General features: G+C 63.8%; 16 protein-coding genes. 5 read left to right on the top strand and 11 right to left on the bottom strand.

What is annotated here, in order from left to right; translation table 11 throughout:
- The first annotated feature begins 419 nt into the window (after nucleotides 1–419).
- A complete protein-coding gene (locus INE98_RS11605) occupies nucleotides 420–1,079 on the top strand; it encodes a hypothetical protein (RefSeq protein WP_293539091.1) in 660 nt (219 codons plus the stop codon).
- Here the strand turns inward: INE98_RS11605 and INE98_RS11610 are convergent.
- The 5 genes from INE98_RS11610 to INE98_RS11630 all read right to left on the bottom strand — a co-directional run bounded on the left by INE98_RS11610 (nucleotide 1,074) and on the right by INE98_RS11630 (nucleotide 7,249).
- A complete protein-coding gene (locus tag INE98_RS11610; RefSeq protein WP_293539092.1) occupies nucleotides 1,074–2,345 on the bottom strand; it encodes a TetR family transcriptional regulator in 1,272 nt (423 codons plus the stop codon). The two genes, INE98_RS11605 and INE98_RS11610, sit on opposite strands and share 6 nt — an antisense overlap.
- 72 nt (nucleotides 2,346–2,417) lie before the next feature.
- Nucleotides 2,418–4,523 carry a TonB-dependent receptor gene (locus tag INE98_RS11615; protein ID WP_293539093.1) on the bottom strand — a complete coding sequence of 702 codons (2,106 nt, stop codon included), beginning with the start codon at nucleotides 4,521–4,523 and terminating at the stop codon, nucleotides 2,418–2,420.
- A 475-nt stretch (nucleotides 4,524–4,998) separates the two neighbouring features.
- Nucleotides 4,999–5,364: a DUF1801 domain-containing protein gene (locus tag INE98_RS11620; protein ID WP_293539094.1), complete on the bottom strand. Its 366-nt coding sequence runs from the start codon at nucleotides 5,362–5,364 to the stop codon at nucleotides 4,999–5,001.
- Between the two features lie 194 nt (nucleotides 5,365–5,558).
- Entirely contained in the window at nucleotides 5,559–6,413 is an 855-nt protein-coding gene (locus INE98_RS11625; protein ID WP_293539095.1) for an NmrA/HSCARG family protein, read from the bottom strand.
- Nucleotides 6,410–7,249, bottom strand: a complete 840-nt coding sequence (locus INE98_RS11630) for an alpha/beta hydrolase (protein WP_293539096.1) — start codon at nucleotides 7,247–7,249, stop codon at nucleotides 6,410–6,412. The genes INE98_RS11625 and INE98_RS11630 overlap by 4 nt, the downstream gene beginning before the upstream one ends.
- Before the next feature lie 66 nt (nucleotides 7,250–7,315).
- On the opposite strand from INE98_RS11630, the gene INE98_RS11635 reads away from it, so the two are divergent.
- A complete protein-coding gene (locus INE98_RS11635) occupies nucleotides 7,316–7,966 on the top strand; it encodes a TetR/AcrR family transcriptional regulator (protein WP_293539097.1) in 651 nt (216 codons plus the stop codon).
- 67 nt (nucleotides 7,967–8,033) lie between these two features.
- Here the strand turns inward: INE98_RS11635 and INE98_RS11640 are convergent, their stop codons facing one another.
- Together INE98_RS11640 and INE98_RS11645 are read right to left on the bottom strand one after the other, a co-directional pair.
- A complete protein-coding gene (locus INE98_RS11640; protein ID WP_293539098.1) occupies nucleotides 8,034–8,957 on the bottom strand; it encodes a hypothetical protein in 924 nt (307 codons plus the stop codon).
- Nucleotides 8,954–9,979, bottom strand: coding sequence for a 2-oxoglutarate and iron-dependent oxygenase domain-containing protein (locus INE98_RS11645; RefSeq protein ID WP_293539099.1), 1,026 nt, complete (start codon nucleotides 9,977–9,979; stop codon nucleotides 8,954–8,956). Before INE98_RS11645 ends, INE98_RS11640 begins: the two co-directional genes overlap by 4 nt.
- Nucleotides 9,980–10,236: 257 nt before the next feature.
- Here INE98_RS11645 and INE98_RS11650 point away from each other — a divergent pair, with 257 nt between their 5' ends.
- From INE98_RS11650 to INE98_RS11660, 3 genes are read left to right on the top strand one after another with little or no spacing between them, the layout of a single operon-like run.
- Nucleotides 10,237–11,337 (top strand): putative urea ABC transporter substrate-binding protein, encoded by a 1,101-nt coding sequence (locus tag INE98_RS11650; RefSeq protein WP_293539100.1) that lies wholly within the window; start codon nucleotides 10,237–10,239, stop codon nucleotides 11,335–11,337.
- 32 nt (nucleotides 11,338–11,369) lie between these two features.
- Nucleotides 11,370–12,179, top strand: a complete 810-nt coding sequence (locus INE98_RS11655) for an ABC transporter permease (protein WP_293539101.1) — start codon at nucleotides 11,370–11,372, stop codon at nucleotides 12,177–12,179.
- On the top strand, nucleotides 12,176–12,964 hold the full coding sequence (locus INE98_RS11660) for an ABC transporter ATP-binding protein (RefSeq protein WP_293539102.1): 789 nt from the start codon (nucleotides 12,176–12,178) through the stop codon (nucleotides 12,962–12,964). Before INE98_RS11655 ends, INE98_RS11660 begins: the two co-directional genes overlap by 4 nt.
- Nucleotides 12,965–12,966: 2 nt before the next feature.
- On the opposite strand, the gene atzF is transcribed toward INE98_RS11660, so the two are convergent.
- From atzF to INE98_RS11680, 4 genes are all read right to left on the bottom strand, one after another.
- Nucleotides 12,967–14,667, bottom strand: a complete 1,701-nt coding sequence (atzF, locus tag INE98_RS11665) for an allophanate hydrolase (protein WP_293539103.1) — start codon at nucleotides 14,665–14,667, stop codon at nucleotides 12,967–12,969.
- Entirely contained in the window at nucleotides 14,664–18,263 is a 3,600-nt protein-coding gene (uca, locus tag INE98_RS11670; protein ID WP_293539104.1) for an urea carboxylase, read from the bottom strand. The genes atzF and uca overlap by 4 nt, the downstream gene beginning before the upstream one ends.
- A gap of 5 nt (nucleotides 18,264–18,268) precedes the next feature.
- Nucleotides 18,269–18,907: an urea amidolyase associated protein UAAP2 gene (locus INE98_RS11675; protein ID WP_293539105.1), complete on the bottom strand. Its 639-nt coding sequence runs from the start codon at nucleotides 18,905–18,907 to the stop codon at nucleotides 18,269–18,271.
- On the bottom strand, nucleotides 18,904–19,523 hold a 620-nt coding region (locus INE98_RS11680), incomplete at its 5' end, for an urea amidolyase associated protein UAAP1 (protein WP_293539106.1). The genes INE98_RS11680 and INE98_RS11675, both read right to left, overlap by 4 nt.

Genomic DNA, 19,523 nt, shown 5'->3' on the forward strand with positions numbered 1-19,523 from the left:
AAACTGCCTCCGGGTCATCCCACCCTCCGCTTGCATTAATTCTATCCTCTAGTACATAATCAGTCCAACTGTTTAAATAATTATATGGGTCACCCATGCAGCGTAGGACAGCCCTGATCGGACTGGCCACCGCCCTGACGGCGCCCACCTTGACGGCGTCTCCAGTTGCAGTCGCAGGGCAAACCGAAGTCATCCAATTAACGGCCCCTCGAGGGCGACGATTTGAGGTCCGCCTACGCTGGCCTCGAGGTGCTAAAGGGCCACTGCCGCTCATTGTGTTTAGCCACGGATTGAGCAGCAATATGGACGCCTTTTCGAGAACGAGCGAAGCGTGGGTGCGAGCCGGCTACATCACCGCCCACCCGACGCACGCAGACTCGATCCGGCCATCACCCCTAAGGACTAAACTGGGGGAAGACTTGGCGATCGTCATGCGCCAACTGGCCACGAGCACCAACGACACGACTGCGCGGGCTGACTTGGTGCGAAAATTGGAAGACCCCGCCTATCTTGAAAGTCGCATCAGCGACATCAAGCGTCTCCTGTCTGCAGGACTTGATGGGCACGGTTGGCCAAATGGCGCGCCAATTGTCGACCGCCGTCGCATTGGCATGGCGGGTCATTCTTACGGCGCCTACACAACGATGGCTCTCGGGGGCGCCCAAATCTTCACGACGACGAACGCAAGTGATTTCTCCGACACGCGATTTGGCGCCCTTATGGTGATCAGCGGGCAAGGCCCGGGGCGAATGGGCTTGCGAGCAAACAGCTTTGATCGCCTTCTTCGCCCCACCCTTTGGGTTTCAGGGTCAAAGGATTACGGCGCAAACGGAGAAACGCCGGAATGGCGCCTGGAGCCCTGGCGCTTGAGCCCTCCACGAGACAAGTACAAGGTGTTCGTTGAGGGAGCGCGGCACGTCGACTTCGACGCTCCGCCCAACCAACCCGAAGCCACCGATACCCTCCACGCACGAGAGATCTGCTTTTGGAACGCCTACCTGAAATCATCGCACACGGCGCGTGAGGGGATCACCGCACCAACCCCGGATGGAATCACGATCCTGAAGAGGACGTCATAAACGCCGAGGGACCAGTCCATGAATGAAGAGGTGGACCAGGTTGGCGGCGACCGAGTCGGCATCGAATGAAACCGCAGGCGTAAACCAGCGAGGTAACCAGTTGATGGCGCCCAGCAAGGCGAGTCTCGCCATTCTGGAATCCAGGGGTCTGATGCTTCCATCCGTCAGCCCCCGATTGAAGAAACCCGCAAGTCGGGCTTCCAAGGCATTCGAGCGATCGCGCACCTCTGACGCATGCTCCTGAGTAAGCGATTTTAGCCGGGCGTAATTCGCGATCGGACCAGCTTGGCTCGCCTGGAGCTCGACGGCAGACCTGATAGTACGCTCAATTTTTCTACACCCTTCTTCATTAAATGAATCCACATTTTTGAGTATTATTTCTGTTATATCGAGCGAACGCACAAATCCCGCATATAGCAAATACTCTTTGCTCGAAACGTAGTGATAGAGCGCACTGCGGCTGATACCCAATCCACCTGCTATATCTTCAAGTGTACAATTATCGAATCCATTCTCATTGAAAAACTCGGAACCTGCGCGGACCAGAACATCACGACGTCTACTCGCATGCTCAGCCCTGTCAAACGCCAACGGCTCCGGTGGGGGATCAAGTCGCACAGGCTGAATTGCCTGCCTCAGCGGACGTTGGTCGCGGGGCGCCAGGCCGAACATGAAGAGGTCGATAAAGGCCTCAGCGATATCCTGACGATCAAGGGGCCCGCCGGGATCAAACCAGACGGTCATCCAATTCAAAGCGCCCTTCAGGGAGTAAACGACGAGATTTGGCGCTGGCATGACGAGGCTGCCATCCCTCGTCGACTCTTCTAGCAATTGCACCAAGGCTTCGTGGTGCCTGCGGACCCAGATACGAAGGGAATCCCTTTGCTGCGGCTCCAGGAACTCAATCTCACCAACAAACGCTACAGGCGGATTATCCGGCGAAATCTGACGCCGGATATAAGATTCGAGCCTGTCCCTACCGGTGCCTTCCTCACCGAGAGATTTCTCGACAGCGGCGCATGCCACCTCGCAAGATCTCAGATAGCATTTGAAGACCAGCTCCTGTTTATTCCGAAAGTAGTAGTAGAGCGCACTCTTTGTGACACCCAAGGAAGCGGCGACAGCCTCCAGCGAGGTATTCGTAAGGCCCTGGGCGTTCAGAACTCGAGCAGCGGCATCGAGGACTTCATTCGCCCGATCCTCACGGTGTGAGGGCCGTCCCCGGCGCCCTTTGGCCTTCTCAGCTGGTCGAATACGATCAGCCAACGTTCCGGAGTTTCCCAACAAAAGTCGCCCAGCATCAAACTACGGGCCGAGAACCGCCCGCTCCTGTTTCTCCTATCGCCACTGGTAACGCAACTGCAGGCCATACAGCCGTGGCTGGCTCCATCGCTTGACCGTCGCACTGGCGAAATTCACATAGGTCGAATTTGTGGCGTTGTTCGCAAAGATTGCAGCCTCCCATCGACCGAAGTCCATGGCGATGCGGGCATCGACCTGCTGGTAATCGGAGAGCCTGGGCGTGCCAGCAATCTCCTGAACGCCCCCCCACTGGGCCCGGTAGGCAAGGTTTGCAACCAGATCGGCTCCCTCACGGAACGGAATGCGGTAATTCAGGTTGGCAGACCCCACCCAGTCCGGCACTTGGGGAAAGCTTGCGCCCTTGAAAGGCCCAGAGGTGACCTTCCCACCCTGCCGCGACCCTCCAAGGCTGAGGCGAACTCTTCCGTCTCCAACATTGGCCACGGCGTTGAGGAATGCCTCAAGACCCCACGATTCACCCTTTCCCGCATTGATCATAAAGGGTGTGGCTGCGACGGGACACGCAGGAGTAATCAGGCTGCATCCATTATCCAACTGCACCAAGAGGTCTTCAGTTTCAGTTCGATAGGCAGCGCCCTCAAGGTAAACCCCACGCATGAGATTGCCCTTTGCACCGACTTCATAGGTGGTCGCGTACTCATCTCCGAAGCTTGGAATAACAGGACGAGGCGCCCTGGGATCACCCAGATCGCGGTTGAATCCACCCGTCCTGTACGCGGTGCCGACCTTTGCGTAGCTCAGCCATCCGCCAGCACGATACGAAGCTGTTAGATTGTACGTGAAGTTTTGGGACTGCCGGGACCCTTCAATACGGTAACGCGGCCCGGCACTCAGGCCTGTAGAGAGGTCGAAACGTTCTGAGTAAAAGTCCTTTGTATCGTCAGCGAAACGCGCCTCAGCTCCTATGCCTAGGGATTCCGTCAGTTTAAAATCAAATGATCCATAGACTGCATAGGATTTGATTTCCTGATTTGCCGGCTGGCGAGTTCCCCGGGAGGGATTAGATGTCGTCGGGGTCCGGGCGTTGTCCTGTTGATAATCACTTTTCAGATTGAGTAGCTCTGCTCCAGTTAGCCATTTAAATGTATCTGAATAATCCCCGAGAATGTGAATGTCTTGATACAATGTATCAACATCATCCTGACTTCTCTGAGCCGTACTGAAATCGATTACCCCTACTAGGGTACCGTTCGCACGGAGCGAATCATATGTACTTTTATCCAAGCTATCTTGGTCAAAAGCATTTTTAGTTAATCTATTTCTGTATGATGTTGTCGAGACAATTTTGACTGATCCCAATTCATAATCTACGGAGAGAATTGCGCTATTGATCTGCTGCTTAGCCAGGGAGGGTGAGCTCCAATCATAGGTTCTCTTCTCACTCACATATCCCCTCGGCCAGGAACCTCCCGCAGGGATCGCTAACTGCCAATTCAGAGCTGGAAGGTTAGATACTTGATTTTCAATCAACGCATTGATTGCAATATTCTCGTTTCTGAACTGAATTTGCGCCCGACCGATATGCCCTTTTTCAATATCAAAATATTCATTACGTGATCGATTCCGAAAGTATCCTGACTTTTGATCAAATAACTGACCTCCAATCCTAACTGCGACGCTGTCTCCTAAATTTGTATTGAAGGCTCCCTGGACCTGATACTGCTCATTACCAAATCCATATTTGGCATCGAGATACCCGCTCTGCTCGAATTGTGGCCGCTTGGTGAGGATATTTATCGCGCCGCCGACAGCATTTCGACCGTACAGGGCGCTCTGAGTGCCTCGCAGAACTTCTGCGCGGTCAATGTCAAACAGGTCGGCGCGAGCAAAATTGCGCCCGCCAAGTAACCCGCCGCCGACATAGACGCCGTCCCGATAGAGGCCAATTGCGGACTCGGCGAAGGTCCCGCGGCTGGTCCCAGAGGCCCGGATCGAAGTTTCAGCCGTCGTTGGTGAGACGGTGTTCACATAGCGGACGCCGGGAATGCCTTGAAGGAGTTTCTCCGGATCTGTGACGCCTCCACGGGCATTCACCAGTTCAGAATCAACGACACTGGCCGCAACGGGTACGTCCCTCAGCCGCTCCTCGCGCCGACGGGCGACGACGACAACCTCGCTCACGTCAGAGGGATCCCTTGATCTCGCCGTCTCCTGGCGATCCTGCGCCATCGCTGGTGCAACTGGCGACGCCAGGATCACCGCTGTCGTCAACATGAGCCAATGCCGCATGTGTCCCTCCATTTCGATCCACGAGGTCAGGACGCCATATATTTTTCATTCTGTCTATGATAAACCAACTCAGCATTCAATTAATAGTGAAACTTCAGATAATCGCCATTTTCTATTTGTTTTAATTGACTTTTCAATAACCCCGGGAGCGCCTAATCGCAGTCGAATGGCTTGTCGCCAATCCCTCCGAGGTTGATGACCCGCAACTTCCCTTGCCGAAGGGTCGGGGGGCACTCGGCCTATCCGATCGAAGGGCAAGCCTGCAGGAATGAACTGGCCTGGCCATCGGCCCGCGCAGCGGGGACCAATTAGGTCCGACCTAGCCGGAATATCTACGCCCGACAATCAGCTGCTCCCGGATGTCCACTTAGGCCTTGGCGATGAGGTCCACGAGGGCCGCCTCGGGCGCCGGCTGGCCCCACTTCAGCTTGACCTGGCGCATGCGCTTGCCGGCCCCCTCGAGGACGCCGGCGGGGTCCGCCGGGTCTGCGCCTTGGAAGAAGCCCACGGCGGCGCGGGCGCGATAGGCGGCGACGTAGGCGAAGGCGGCGGCGCCGACGCAGGCGGTGGGCTGGTGGTCATGGATCAGTTCCACAACATCCAGCCCGCAGGCGCGGATGCGCTCGAACCAATGCAGCGTGAGACAGCGGATTGCATCGTCGCTGGCCTCGAACCAGGTGGCGACGTCCAGGTCATCACCGCGGGCGCCGGAGAGGCGGAACAGGGTGCTCATGGAGTGAGTCTGACGGATTCCGGGCGCGACGCCCGGGCGGCTACCCGCCAACACTCCCGATCAGCCCGCCGGAACGCCGGCCAGGGCGCAAAACGGCCCATGGACACACCCCGTTCGCCCTCCCAGGGTCTACCTGCAGATTTGCCCTCCCCGCTTTCCCAAAGCCTCCGAGCCCGCGCGATGGGCTTGATGCCTCAGAGGTTCCGGATTCCCGCCTCCTTCAGGAAACCGGCGAATGTCCGGGCGTCCGGCTTCAGGCGCCGGAGATCCTCAGCATCAAAGGCGAAGCCGACCTCGTTGTGCCATTTCAACTGGGCGGCGAACTCCGGCGCCAGGCGCCGGAACAGGGTTGCGGGCAGAGGCCAGGACTTCGGTCGACGCCCCGTGACCTCCCTGTAGGCGCGCTTCATCTGGCTGACGGTCAGGACATCCCCGGCCAGGTTGACCTTCCGCCCCCGCCAGGCGTCGGGGTTTCCGAGCGCCTCCGCGGCGACCCACCCCAGGTCGTCCAGGGCGAGCATCTGGAAGGGGGTGGATGGCTTCAGGCTTCCCGAAAGAACGGGAAAGATCAGGCTGGGCTGCATGGCGGGGTTCAGCAGATTGTCCAGGAACCAGACCGTCCCGAGGAAGGTCCAGCCCAATCCGCTCTTCCGGAGGTCCTGCTCGAGCACAGCCTTGGAGAGGAAGTGGGCGGGTCCCCCGGGGATGCGCCCATCGCCCATGGTCGACTGCACAATGTGGGTCGCTCCCGCCGACCGGGCTGCGGCAATCAGGGCCCGACCCTGGCGGATCTCGCCCGCCAGGCCGACCCCGGGCGCATAGAAGTCCTGGACGGAGAAAATGCTTGAGGCCCCCCGCAGGGCCGGCGCCAGCGTCTCGGGACGGTCGAGGTCTGCGGGGACGACCTCCACGCCGCTTCGGGCAAGCGCAAGGGCGGGTTCACTGTCGGGCCGGCGCGTCAAGGCCCGAACCGGCTGGCCCCGAGACAGCAGGGCGCGGACTACTGCGCCGCCCTGAGCCCCTGTGGCGCCGAGGACTGCGATCGTCATGGCAGCCTGTCGTGCGCCAGGAAGGCCCGAAGGGATGCGGCGACCTCGTCCGGAGCCTCCACGGGTGAGATGTGGCGACCGGCGACAGGTTCAAAGCGACCGTCCTGAAGCAGGAGGGCGGCGCTGGCCTGGCCCTCGAGCGGATAGAGGGCGTCCTCCTTGCCCGCGATGAGGAGAGTCGGGACGGAAATCCGGGCCAAGCGCGAGCGGAGGGGTTCACCGTGCAGGATCACGGACCGCACCGACGCCGCCAGGGCGACCGGATCTGAGGCGGTCAGCATGCCGTGGAAGGCCTCGCGGTAGGAGGGGCTCGAGGCCAGGGTCCCGGGGTCGAAAAAGCTGCCCGCCACGCCATCGCGGAACATCTTGCCACGCACCATCCAGCGGGCGCCGAAGGCGATCAACCGGTCCCGGAACTTGGGCTGGTCTCCGGATACATCCATCGGGGTGTTCATCAGGATCAGCCGCTCGACGCGACTGGGTGCGGTCAGCGCCACCTCGGCCGCCGCAAGGCCGCCCCAGGACACCCCTCCCACCGCGGCGCGGTTGAGCCCGAAGCTGTCCATCACCGAGAGCCAGGCCGAGGCGGCCTCGGCCATGGTGAACTCGCGGGGCACGCCCGGGCTGAGGCCGTGACCGGGCCCGTCGATGAGAAAGAAGGTGGCTTCGGCCGCGAGCCGGGAGACAAGACCATCGTAGATGTGTCCGTCCGTGAAGATGGACGGCCAAAGGACCACCTTTGCAGGTCCGAAGCCGGCGACCCGGACGGCGAGATCTCCCAGGGGGGTGGCGACCATACGGGTTTGCTGCGTCCGGGTTCGGGTCGACGAAATCATTGGCGCCTCCTCGGGCGATCGGTGTAATCAGTGATCACATTATCAATTTTACAGCGTACGTAAACAGTGATCACGCCAGTTTCTGCATCTCCGCCTTCGGTGGAGCGGATCTCGCGCCCCCATGGCCAGCTCCGTGACGCCGTGATCGCGCTCGCGATGGCGGCTGCCCGCGACGGCGCCATAGAGAACCTGTCCATGCGGGAGATCTCGCGGCGGCTAGGAGTTTCCCCAGGGGCGATCTACCGACACTTCGAAGATCGTGACGCCATCCTGAAGACGGTCGCAGAGGCTGGCTTCGCCTTGCTTGGAGAGCGGTTCCAAGCCGCCATGCCCGTGGGCTCCTCCGCCCGGGACAGGGCCGATGCGCTGACGCGCTTCGAGGGGCTGGTGCTGGCCTACGTCACCTTCGCCCGGACTCACTACGGCCTCTGGCGGCTGATGTTCGGGCCGGCCGGATGCAAAAGTCGCTTCCGGGACCCATCAAGAGCCCCGACCTACATGTGGCTCGGAAAATCGCTGGCCGAACTGGAGGCCTTCGGAAGGATCAGCACCGCGACGGCGGCGGACCAGTACTTCGCATGGACCGCCGTGCATGGCTTTGCGGACCTTCACTCGGGTCCGGGCGAAGAGACGCCTCTGCTGGACGATCTCTCCCGCCAGCAGGCCCGGAGGATCCTGCGCGCCCTCGGGGCCGACGCGGACGCCCGGGCGCCGTGAGACCGCCGCAGGGCGCCGAGGCGCAGGGCGGAGGTCTCCCCCCGGAACTCCTGAATCTGCCTGCACCCTATACGGAGCTGCCGGAGAGCCCGAGGGCGTCCGATTCACGCCTGAGCCAGTCCAGTCCCGAGGGTGTCGCCTGAGTGGACAAGGGGGCGGGAAACCCGGGAAGAAGGGTGTCGATCCGCCAGAGCCTTTCCGCCCAGTCCCCATCCCGGGAGGGATTGGCCTGGACCAGAAGATCGGCCGAAGGGCCGGGTCGGAAGGCTGCGTCGTCAAAGAGGGCGCAACCCTCCATGAAGGGGTCAACGGCGAGAACCACAGGCCAACCGCTCTCGTCGCGCCTTGCATAGGCGACCTGGCAGTCGAAGGCCGTCCGCCAAAGACTGGGGTCCGAACGCAAAAGCTCGTGGGCGCGGCCCTCGGGCAGGCTCTGGCGGCGGCCCAGCACGAGAAGGGCGTGATCTCCCGAGATGACGAGGCCGCCAGACCTCTGGGCTGGTCGCCCGTCCGTTCCGGTCTCGCTGAGGAGCTCCAGACCGACCAGGAGACCGGCGGCTCCAGGCTGGAACCGCCAGTCCTCCACATAGACCCCGCTGGGAGCCCACTCGATCAGACAGGCGCCAACTCGCTCAAGACGCCCCGGCTCAGGCCACTTGTCATAAGGGTGAAAGGCGGCGAATGCGTCCCATCGCATCAAGGCGCCGTCCCAGGAGGTCCTTGCGACAAAGCCTTCTCCCCTGGCGAGCTCTGCGCGCTGCTCGTCCGTACAGTGCTCCAGGGACCCTGCGGCCCGGACATCCGGTCGAATAAGGGGAAGGCGAAGGTCCGCCGTCAGGCCATGGCTCTGGATCCAGATCACCCGGGTTGTTGTGTCTTCCAGGCCGGAAGCGAAGGTGATGCAGCGCCTGCGGAAGCATCCCAGGGTCCAATCCGGGACAGCCAGGGGGCCTGCCTGCGCCCGGGACAAGGCCAACTGAAGAAGGCTCATCTTACGGGGGACCGGGCCCGCGCCTGCTGTCCATAGCTCTCCAGGCTGAGCGCACCCTGCGGGAGGGTCACGGCCCCCTCGGCGATGCGCCTCTTGAGGTAGGCGAAGGTCTGTGCGGTCTGCGCAAAGAGATGTTCGCCCGAGATGATCCTGGGATATGCCGCAGGCTTCTCGGGGGTCACAAACCGGGGGAGCGGCTCGACTGGAGTCTCGTAGTCGCAGGTGGCGAAGAAGGGAAAGGAGTAGCGCTCCGCAGGGACCTTGCGCACGCGATGGCTGGTCGCGACGAAGGCGCCGTTCGACCAGGTCTCGATCATGTCGCCGATATTGATGACAAAAGCTCCCGGAACGGGCGGAGCGTCAATCCAGTCGCCCTCGCCATTCATCACCTCGAGGCCTGGCTCTGTGGAGTAGAGGATGGTGAAGCACTCATAGTCGGTATGAGCCCCGATGCCTTGGGCGTCCAAGGCCTCCGGATCGAAGGGATAGTGGATCAGCCTGAGCTGGGAGGGAGGCGCGGAAAGCTTGGACTCAAAGAAGTCCTCAGCCTCGCCCAGCGCCAGAGCGAACCCGCGAAAGAGGACCCGCGCCAGGGCCTGCACCTCCGCGTAATAGGCAGAAACGTCCGCCCGGAAACCCTCGAGGCCGGGCCAGAGGTTGGGCCCCAGCATGCCCCCTGTCGGAGGTCCCGAATAGTCGAGACCCACGTCAAAGGCTTCCTTCCTGTCGATCTTGCCGCTGGAAAAGACCTCTTCTCCTTCCGGCACGTACCCGGAGTGGTTCTTGGACTTGCCGATGTAGACGTCCATCTTCTCGCTCAGCGGCAGTGAAAAGAACCGCTCCGCGGCGGCCAGCATCCGCTCTCGCGCTGCGTCACGGACGGCGTGGCCGGTGATGTAAAAGAAGCCGACATCGCGCGCGGCGGCTTCGATCTCCCGGGCGACGGCGCGCCGGCTTTCAAGTTCGGAGGCGTAGAGGCCGCCGATGTCGATAACGGGTATGGACCTGAAGTTTCGCCGCAATTCGCCTTCCCTCCTTGGTGCCAAAAAATATTACGAAGCAGCGTTCACGTAATAATTACAATTCGTACTTCGCCGGCTGGAAAGCGGTCCGATTGATCGTTCCTGATGCGGTTTCGCCGCCAGTCGCCCAGTTTCCGGGCGCCGTGGGACGTTCTCGCTGCGGCGACCCTCTGACGGCTGGAATATTACGCCCCGCACAGTCCGTAATACTCGCCGGGCCGGCTGGCGGTCAAAGATCACTGAACGAGGGGATGCGGATGTCGGGATCAAACTGGAGCCGCAGGTCACTGCTGGCGGGCGCGGCGATGACGCTTCTTGCGGCCTGTTCCCCGGGGACAGGCGCCCAGAAGAGCGGCTCGGGCCCGGGTGGCGGAAAGGTCTACACGGTCGGCTGGACAATCTACGCAGGCTGGATGCCCTGGCCCTACGCCGTGCAAAACGGCATCGTCAAAAAGTGGGCCGACAAGTACGGCATCACCATCAATCTCATCCAGATCAACGACTATGTCGAAAGCCTGAACCAGTTCACCTCGGGCAAGCTGGATGCGGTGACGTCGACCAACATGGACGCCCTGACGCTCCCGGCGGCCGGAGGGCGGGACACCACCGCCCTGATCGTGGGAGATTACTCCAACGGAAACGACGGCGTGCTCCTGAAGGGCAAGACAAGCCTCGCCCAGATCAAGGGGCAGCCTGTCAACCTCGTGCAGGGATCGGTATCCCAGTACTTCCTCGCCCGGGCCCTGGAAAGCGTCGGCCTCAAGCAATCGGACGTGAAACTGGTCAACACTTCGGATGCGGACATGGTTGCGGCCTGGCCGACCCCGGAGGTCTCGGCCATGGCGACCTGGAACCCCATGCTTCTCGAGATCGACCGCATGCCGGACGCCAACCTGGTGTTCGATTCCTCGAAGATTCCCGGCGAAATCCTCGACATGATGGTGGTCGCCACGGACAAGCTGAAAGAAAACCCGGACCTCGGGAAGGCCCTTGTCGGGATCTGGTATGAGGTGCTGGGGCTCATGCAGGGGTCTTCACCGGCGGCGATCGCGGCGAGGACGGCCATGGCCCAGCTCTCCGGGACCGATCTCGCCGGCTATGACGCCCAGCTGAAGACAACCTACATGTACTACAAGCCTCAGGACGCCGTGGCCTACCTGAACAGTCCGGAAGCTGTCACCGCGAGCGACCGCGTCCGACGCTTCAGCTTTGCAGAGGGCCTCTTCGGGCAGGGGGCGACATCCGTGGACGCCATCGGGATCTCGTTTCCAAACGGCGTAGTCCAGGGTGATCCCCAGAACATCAAGCTGCGGTTCGACCCCAGCTATATGGCCATGGCGGCTGCGGGCGGACTCTAGAAGTCCTGTTGCTGCGCCCCATGCGCCGTTTGGTGAACATCAGGCCTGGTCGTGGCGGCAAGGTCTTCCTCGGGGCCGCGCCCTTGGCCCTGGTGGCCATCGGCTATGTCGTGGCGTCCGCTGCACGGCAGGCTGAGAACCCCGCGGACAAGCTCCTGCCGCCCATCGAGGCCATGTGGTCCGCCTGGATCCGCATGTCCCTCGAGGTGGATCCGGTCACTGGCTCCATTCCTCTCTGGGCCGACACCGTGGCGAGCCTGCACCGGCTGATCCTGGGCCTTGGCATCTCTACCGGCGTGACCCTGGCGTTCGGCCTGGTTCTCGGCCTCCTTCCGGTCGCCCGGGCCACCCTTGGCCCTCTCGTCGCGGCGATCGCGGTGATTCCGCCCATCGCCGTCCTGCCGGTCCTGTTCATCGCCCTAGGACTTGGCGAGACGGCGAAGGTGGCGCTTATCGTCATCGGCATCACCCCCTTCATGGTCAGGGACCTTGCGAGCCAGGTCGGCGCGATCCCGGAGGAACAGATGGTCAAGGCCCAGACGCTTGGCGCCTCGACCTGGCAGATCGCGCTCCGTCTCGCCTTGCCGCAGGCCATGCCCAAGCTCCTGAAGGGACTCCGTCTGTCTCTGGGGCCCGCCTGGGTCTTCCTGATCGCAGGCGAAGCCATCGCCTCGGATGTCGGGCTTGGCTACCGGATCTTCCTGGTCAGGCGGTACCTCGCCATGGATGTGATCCTGCCGTATGTGGCCTGGATCTCGCTTCTGGCGGTTCTCATGGGTCTGCTTCTGTCCTGGATCAGCCGCAAGTTTTTCCCCTGGGACCACACGAGGGGTGCGGAATGAAGGACGTCCTTTTGTCGATCCGCGATGTCTGGGTGGAGTACGGCGACCGGATCGTTCTGGAGAAGGTGAACCTTGAGATCTCCCGCGGGAGCTTCGTCTCCATCGTGGGACCCTCGGGCGCCGGCAAGAGCACATTTCTCCGGCTGATCATCGGCCAGGAAGCGCCCTCCCGCGGAGCCATCTTCCTGAACGGCGAGCCGCTGCAACCGGAACCCGGTCCTGACCGGGGCGTCGTCTTCCAGCGCTATTCCGTCTTTCCGCACCTGACGGCGCTTGAGAACGTCGCCTTCGGGCTGGAGTGTTCAGGATCCATGTTCCTGGGCCGTCTGTTCGGAAAGCGCCGGAAGGCGGCTCTGGACGAAGCTGCGCAGATGCTGGCGCGGGTGGGCCTGTCGCATAGCCTGAACGCATACCCTTCCCAGCTCTCGGGCGGAATGCAGCAGAGGCTCGCCATCGCGCAGGCCCTCGTGCGCAAACCCCGGATCCTGCTCCTCGATGAACCCTTCGGTGCGCTTGATCCCGGCATCCGCCTCGACATGCATGGCCTGATCGACGAACTCTGGCGCGAGCACGGGCTCACCATCCTCATGGTGACCCACGACATCAAGGAGGCCTTCAAGCTTGGCGACCGGGTTCTGGCCTTCGACAAGCGGAGACATGACCCCCACGCACCGCACCGGTTCGGCTCTTCCGCCGTCTACGACTTCCCGCTGACGGAAAAGAACCGGCGGCCTCCAGCCGAACTTCTGGCGCTCTCGGGAGCGGAGCCATCCAGGGCGGAGTGATTTCAGAGGCTGGCGACGTATGCCCGCCAACCTCCCAGGTGCGTGATGTCCGCTGCTCCGAGGACAGCCCTGGGCTCAGCTACGAAACCCTTCACTGAAGACCCGTCCTCAAGTGCAACCGTCCCGATCGCCAGCGGAGGCGGAACCTCGGCCGTGAAGGAGCCGAACGCCTCGACGCCCAGCTCGTACACCTCGACCTCGAGAGAGGCCCCGGCCGCGTCATGGATCAGCGCGGGTTTCGGCGGCGTCGACCCGGCCATTGCAAAGAGACGGTAGGTCGGCGCCGTGCGGGTGCGCGCGACAAGTCTGGCGTTGCGGGACGTCAGTTGCCAATGAAGCGGCATCCCGTGGAGGTGGGCGCCGACCACGCAGAGTCGGACAGAAGCCTCCCGTCCCCCGAGATCGAGGGGCGGCGGAACCGACCCGCCGGAGGCCGCATGCTTGCCGGCGAGGTCCAGCAAGGCCTGGTCCGCCCAGGCGGGACCAATCAGGCTGACCCCGAAGCCGGAGCCGTTCGCCCGGAATCCCGCCGGGACGGAGACTGCGGACAGGTCGAGCAGGTTCACGAAGTTGGTATAGAGACCGAGGTTCGCGTTGAGGACAAAGGGTTCTGCCCGGATCTCGGAAATCCGGTAGATCGTGCCCGTCGTCGGAAGGACGAGGAGGTCGGCCGCGCTCCAGATCGCCTCCGCCGCCCGGGAGCAGGCGGCGAGGCTGTAAGCGCCTTCGAAGGCGTCCACTGCGGAGAGGCCTGCACCTGCCTGGACGATCGCCCTGACGACAGGATCAATCGCAGCCGGGTTGCGGGCCAGAAGATCCTTCAGGGACGCCGTGCGTTCGGCGACATACGGTCCTGAGTAGAGAAGCCGTGCGGCGTCCAGGAGAGGCGTGATGTCGACCTCGACCTGGTGACCCCCGAAACGCTCCAGCGCCCTGCGGTAGAACCCGGCCGCCTCTGCGTCCCCGAAGAAGTTGAGCTGTTCGGCTCGGGGAACACCCAGCCGGACGGCGTCGGGAAGGGGCTCGTCCCGCGGCGGTCGAGAGAAGTCGTCACCGGGATCGAAAGCCGCAAGGACATTGTCGATCCGGCGCGCCAGGGAAGCGTCCGCCGTGAAGACGCTGACGCAGTCCAGGGATCTACATGCCGGAACAAGACCGCGGGTGCTCCACCGTCCCTTGGTCGGCTTGAAACCGACCAGGCCGTTGAAGGCCGCCGGGACCCGTCCGGATCCCGCCGTATCCGTTCCAAGGGCGAAGGACACCAGACCGGCCGCCACCGCGACGGCTGAACCCGAGCTCGACCCCCCGGAAATGTACTCGCGGTTGAAGACGCAGGCGGGTGCGCCGTGAGGGCTTCGCGTCCCCACGAGCCCGGTGGCGAACTGGTCGAGATTGGTCTTGCCGACTGCGACCGCACCCGCTGCCTGCAGCCGCTCAACAACCGTCGCGGAGGCCTCGGGCGCGTAGGCAAACGCCGGACAGGCGGCGGTAGTCGGCAGGCCGAAGAGGTCGATGTTGTCCTTCACTGCGAAGGTCAGTCCCGCGAGGGGTAACGACTCTCCCGCCGCCACCCTGAGGTCGACCGCCTCGGCGGCGGCCAGGACCTGATCGGGAGAGAACCGGCTGATCCAGACTTCGGGCTGGATGGCCTCATAGGCGGCGATCCGGGACAGGGCCTCCCGGGCAGACTGAAGGGCGTTCATGCGATCTCCAGGGCAATGATCGGCGCGCCTGCGGCCACAGGCTCCCTTTCCCGGGCGTAGACCTCCCGCACGATCCCCGCAGACGGGCTGGGAACATCGCACTCCGTCTTCATGGCCTCGATGACGGCAAGGACATCGCCCGCCTCCACCCGGTCTCCGGGACGGACGCTCACCTTCCAGACGCTGCCGCCAAGGGGCGCCTCGACCAGTTCGCAGCCCTCGGGAAGAGACATCTCGGAAATCGGTGCGGTCTCGGGGGATTCCGCCGTCAGGGCCTCGATCCGGGCGAACTCTCCCTTGGCCTCCCAGTCCGCCCGTTCGGCGTCGAAGGCCTGGCGCCGGCGCGTCTCGAAGGCGGAGATCTCTTCCGAATTCCTGGCCAGGAACCGGCGGTAGTCCGAGAGCCGGAAGACCCCGTCGTCTATCCGGATCGGATACCGGCCGAGGGGGAAGTCGCGGCGGGCCGTGGTCAGCTCCTCATGGCTGACGGGAAAGAACTTCACGCGATCGAAGAACCGGAGAAGCCAGGGCTTGCCCTCAACGAAGGCGTCCGTCTGGCGCCAGGTGTTCCAGACCTGGACCGTCCGGCCGAACAGCTGGTATCCGCCAGGCCCCTCCATCCCGTAGATGCACATGTAGGCCCCGCCGATGCCAACCACATTGGGGGGCGTCCAGGTGCGAGCCGGATTGTACTTGGTCGTCACCAGACGATGCCGCGGATCCACGGGGGTGGCCACCGGCGCCCCCAGATAGACATCCCCCAGGCCCATGACGAGGTACTCGGCGTCAAAGACGATGCGCCTTACCTCCTCCTCGGAGGAGAGCCCGTTGATCCGGCGGATGAACTCGATGTTGTCGGGACACCAGGGGGCGTCATCCCGCACCGCCTGCATGTACTTCTCGATGGTCTGATAGATCGCCGGATCCTTCCAGGACAGGGGAAGGTGGACTGTCCTCGACGGGGTCTCGAAGTCATCCAACCCGCCCAGCCGCTCCTCTGCTTCCAGAAGGAGATCGAGCAGGCGACCCTGGTCGAGGGTGCGGTTGTCGCACCGGATCTGGAGCGATCGGACGCCCGGCGTGAGGTCGATGATGCCCGGCAGGTTCAGTCGCCTGAGCTCCAGATAGAGGGCGTGAACCCTGAGGCGCAGCTCGAGGTCCAGGACGATGGGACCATATTCGACGAGAAGGCTCCGATCCCCCTGCCTTCGATAGGTGACCTCGGGCCGCCGTCCGTGAGCGGGAAGCCGGGCCAGCACCCCCTGATCATCGAAGACAGGCGGAGGACGGCGCCGCGCGGCCGGAGCGAGGCCCAGCATGGCGTCCTGGGCGGCCTCGGCCTGCGCCGCCGCTGAGTCGGACACGACCTGAAAGCGGAGCGTATCTCCCGGCGCCAGCTGGCCCACCTTCCAGAGGTCGGCGGAGATCACAACAAAGGGACAGACAAAGCCCCCGAGCGATGGCCCGTCTGGCCCCAGGATGATCGGCATGTCGCCGGTGAAGTCCACGGCCCCGATCGCATAGGGATTGTCGTGGATGTTGGAGGGATGAAGACCGGCCTCTCCCCCGTCCCGGCGCGCCCACTCTGGCCTGGGCCCCAGAAGGCGCACGCCCGTGCGGTTGGAGTTGTAGTGGACCTTCCACTCCACGCCGGCGATCATGGCCATATCTTCCGGCGTAAAGAAATCCGGGGCTCCGTGAGGACCGGGCAGGACCCGGATTGTCCAGGCGCGGGTGATTTCAGGCCGGATGACCCCGAGGGCCGGCGGTTCCCGCCGAGTAGGTTCAGAGGCCAGGTGCAAGACATCGCCGGCAGCCAGGGCGCGACCTGCATGTCCGCCGAAGCCGCCGAGGGTGAAGGTGCTTCGGCTGCCAAGATACTCCGGCACATCGAAGCCGCCACGGACGGCGAGATAGGCCCTCAGGCCAGGACCCCTGAGACGCCCCAGCCGCAGGGTCTGGCCGGCGGAAATCTCGAAAGGAACCAGCGGCGCGACGGGTGCGCCGTCCAGGCTGGCCGTCAGCTCGGCGCCCGAGAGGCAGGCGACCGTGGACGCATTGAAGACAAGGGTGGGACCAAGGGCGGTGATCTCGAGCCCGGCGGCGGACTCCGGGTTGCCCAGAAGCCTGTTCGCCAGCCGGAAAGAGAGGGAATCCATGGGGCCGGAGGGCGGCACCCCGACATCCCAGTAGCCGAGCCGGCCCGGATAGTCCTGGACGGTCGTCGACGCGCCTCCGGCAAGCACATGAACGCTGCGGGCCTGGTGGCGAAGGGTTGACAGGACCCGGGTTGAGACCCGCCCGCTGACGAAGGGCTCCGAACTCGCCACGGTACGGAGCCAGTCGAGATTGGTCTCAATGCCGGCGAGCCGGGTTCCGCCCAACGCCTCCTGCATCGCCCGGACAGCCTCTTGGCGGGTCTCAGCGCGGACGATGAGCTTGGCGATCATGGGATCATAGTGCGAGGTGATCTCCGAGCCCGGGGCCACCCAGGTCTCGACGCGGGCGGCGGCTGGAAAGACCGCGTCCGTCAGGACCCCGCTGCTCGGGCGATAGTCGTTGCCGGGATCCTCGGCGTAAAGTCGCACCTGGATCGACGCGCCCCTGGCCTTGGGCGGGCCGTCGGACATGAAGCTGAAGTCGCCCGCGGCGCCCCGGACCATCCACTCGACCAGATCGACCCCGGTGACCTCTTCCGTGACCCCGTGCTCCACCTGCAGGCGGGTGTTGACCTCGAGAAAGAAGAAATCATCCCTTGAGGGGTCGTAGAGGAACTCAACGGTCCCCGCGGAGCGGTAGCGGACCGCGCCTGCGAGGCGGACGGCGGATTCGACCAGCGACTTGCGGGTAGCGGCCGGCAGGTGTGGCGCCGGCGTCTCCTCCACGACCTTCTGGTTGCGCCTCTGCAGGGAACAGTCGCGCTCACCAAGGGCGATCACGCCGCCCTGCCCGTCCCCGAACACCTGCACCTCGATGTGCCGGGCCTCGGCGATATAACGCTCCAGGAAGACACCGGCGTCGGCGAAGGCTCCGGTGGCCATTCTGACAACGGAGGCGAAGGCGTCGAGGATCTCGCCCTCAGTCCCGCAAACCTTCATGCCGATGCCCCCACCCCCGGCGGTGGCCTTGAGGATGACGGGAAAGCCGATCTCCCGGGCGGCGGCGAGGGCCGCTCCGGCGTCGGTCAGGAGGTCGGTGCCGGGGGCCAGGGGCACGCCGTGCGCCCTGGCCAGGTCCCGGGCGGTGTGCTTGAGGCCGAAGGCGCGGATGTTGTCCGGCGTCGGGCCGATGAAGGCGATCCCCGCCGCCTCACAGGCCTCGGCGAAGGCCGTGTTCTCGGACAGGAAGCCGTATCCCGGATGGATCGCCTGCGCTCCCGTCGCCCGGGCGGCGGCCAGCACAGCCTCGATGTTCAGATAGCTCTCACCGGCCGGCGCGGGCCCGATGCGCACCGCCTCGTCGGCCTCCCGGACGTGGGCCGAGCCGGCGTCGGCGTCTGAGAAGACGGCCACAGAGGCCACGCCCATACGGCGCAGGGTACGGATGATCCGGCAGGCGATGGCGCCGCGGTTGGCGATCAGGACCTTGTCGAACACGCGGCTCACCCCATCCCGGGGGCGGAGATGATCATGCGCACGGGCGTCGGGTTGAAGCCGTTGCAAGGGTTGTTCACCTGCGGGCAGTTCGAGACCACCACCACCAGATCCATCTCCGCGCGCAGGTCCACGTAGAGCCCCGGCGCGGAGATACCGTCCACTATGCCAAGGGCGCCGTCCGCCTCGACCGGCACGTTCATGAACCAGTTGATGTTGGAGACCATGTCCCGCTTGTTTCGGAGGTAGCGGGCGTTGCCCTGCAGGAAGTTCTCCACGCAGGCGTGCTGGGACTTGGTGTGGTGGCCATAGCGAAGGGTGTTGCTCTCGCACGAGCAGGCCCCGCCGATGGTGTCGTGATAGGCGACGTTGGTGTCCGTGACGGTCATCATCGGCCGGCCCTCATTGGAGAGCAGGACCGCGCCCGCGCGCAGGAAGAGGTTGCCCTGGGCGGCGACGGTGTCCTGGGCGGAGTAGCGCTCGGCGTCGTCATGAGCGGCGTACATCAGGAAGTCGACCGCCTGATTGCCCTCCAGGTCGACAATCCGAAGCGTCTCTCCACGCGCCAGTTCATAGGTCCACGGCGCGCGGGCGGGAACGACTTCGTCGTGGACAATGGTCCCTCGAGTTCCGGGGGCTTGGCTCATCGGGCGTAGTAATCCTCGACGTTCAGGAAGGCGCGGTGGGCTTCCGGGGTGGCTTTGCGGATCGGGTCGTCAGACGCGGCAGGCTCCCCGCGCCAGGCGGTGACCCTCACGGGCGTGACCGAGTAGTCTGGACGGGGATCGAGGACATGCGGGCAGTTCGCGAGGATCACCAGCACGTCCATCTCCGCCCGGAGAGTCAGGCTGCGCCCAGCGGAGAAGGGCCCGCCAATGAAGGTCAGCGCCCCGTCGGCCTCAACCCGGACGCCCTTGAAGAAGTTCACGCAGGGATGCACGTCCTTGCGGGTGAGGCCGTGCTTGCCGGCGGCGATGAGGAACCTGTCCCGCGCGTTCGGATGGTCGCCGTAGTTCGCTCCGTCGCCATACCGGCGGGTGTTCGAGGCCTCGTTCGAAGCCCCGCAGAAGCAGTCATGCGTCCCCGCGTCGTCCTCCACGATCGAGAAGAGCACCCGGCCCATGTCCGACAACAGAAGCCGGCCGGCGCCCAGATAGGCGTTCCACTGCACCTTGGTGGTGTCAGCGACATTGAGGCGTTCGACAGGCGCTTCGGCGTTGAAGACCAGCATGGAGACGCAGCCGTCGCCCTGCAGGTCGATCA

The organism is Phenylobacterium sp., assembly GCF_020253645.1.
Classification (GTDB): Bacteria; Pseudomonadota; Alphaproteobacteria; order Caulobacterales; family Caulobacteraceae; genus Phenylobacterium.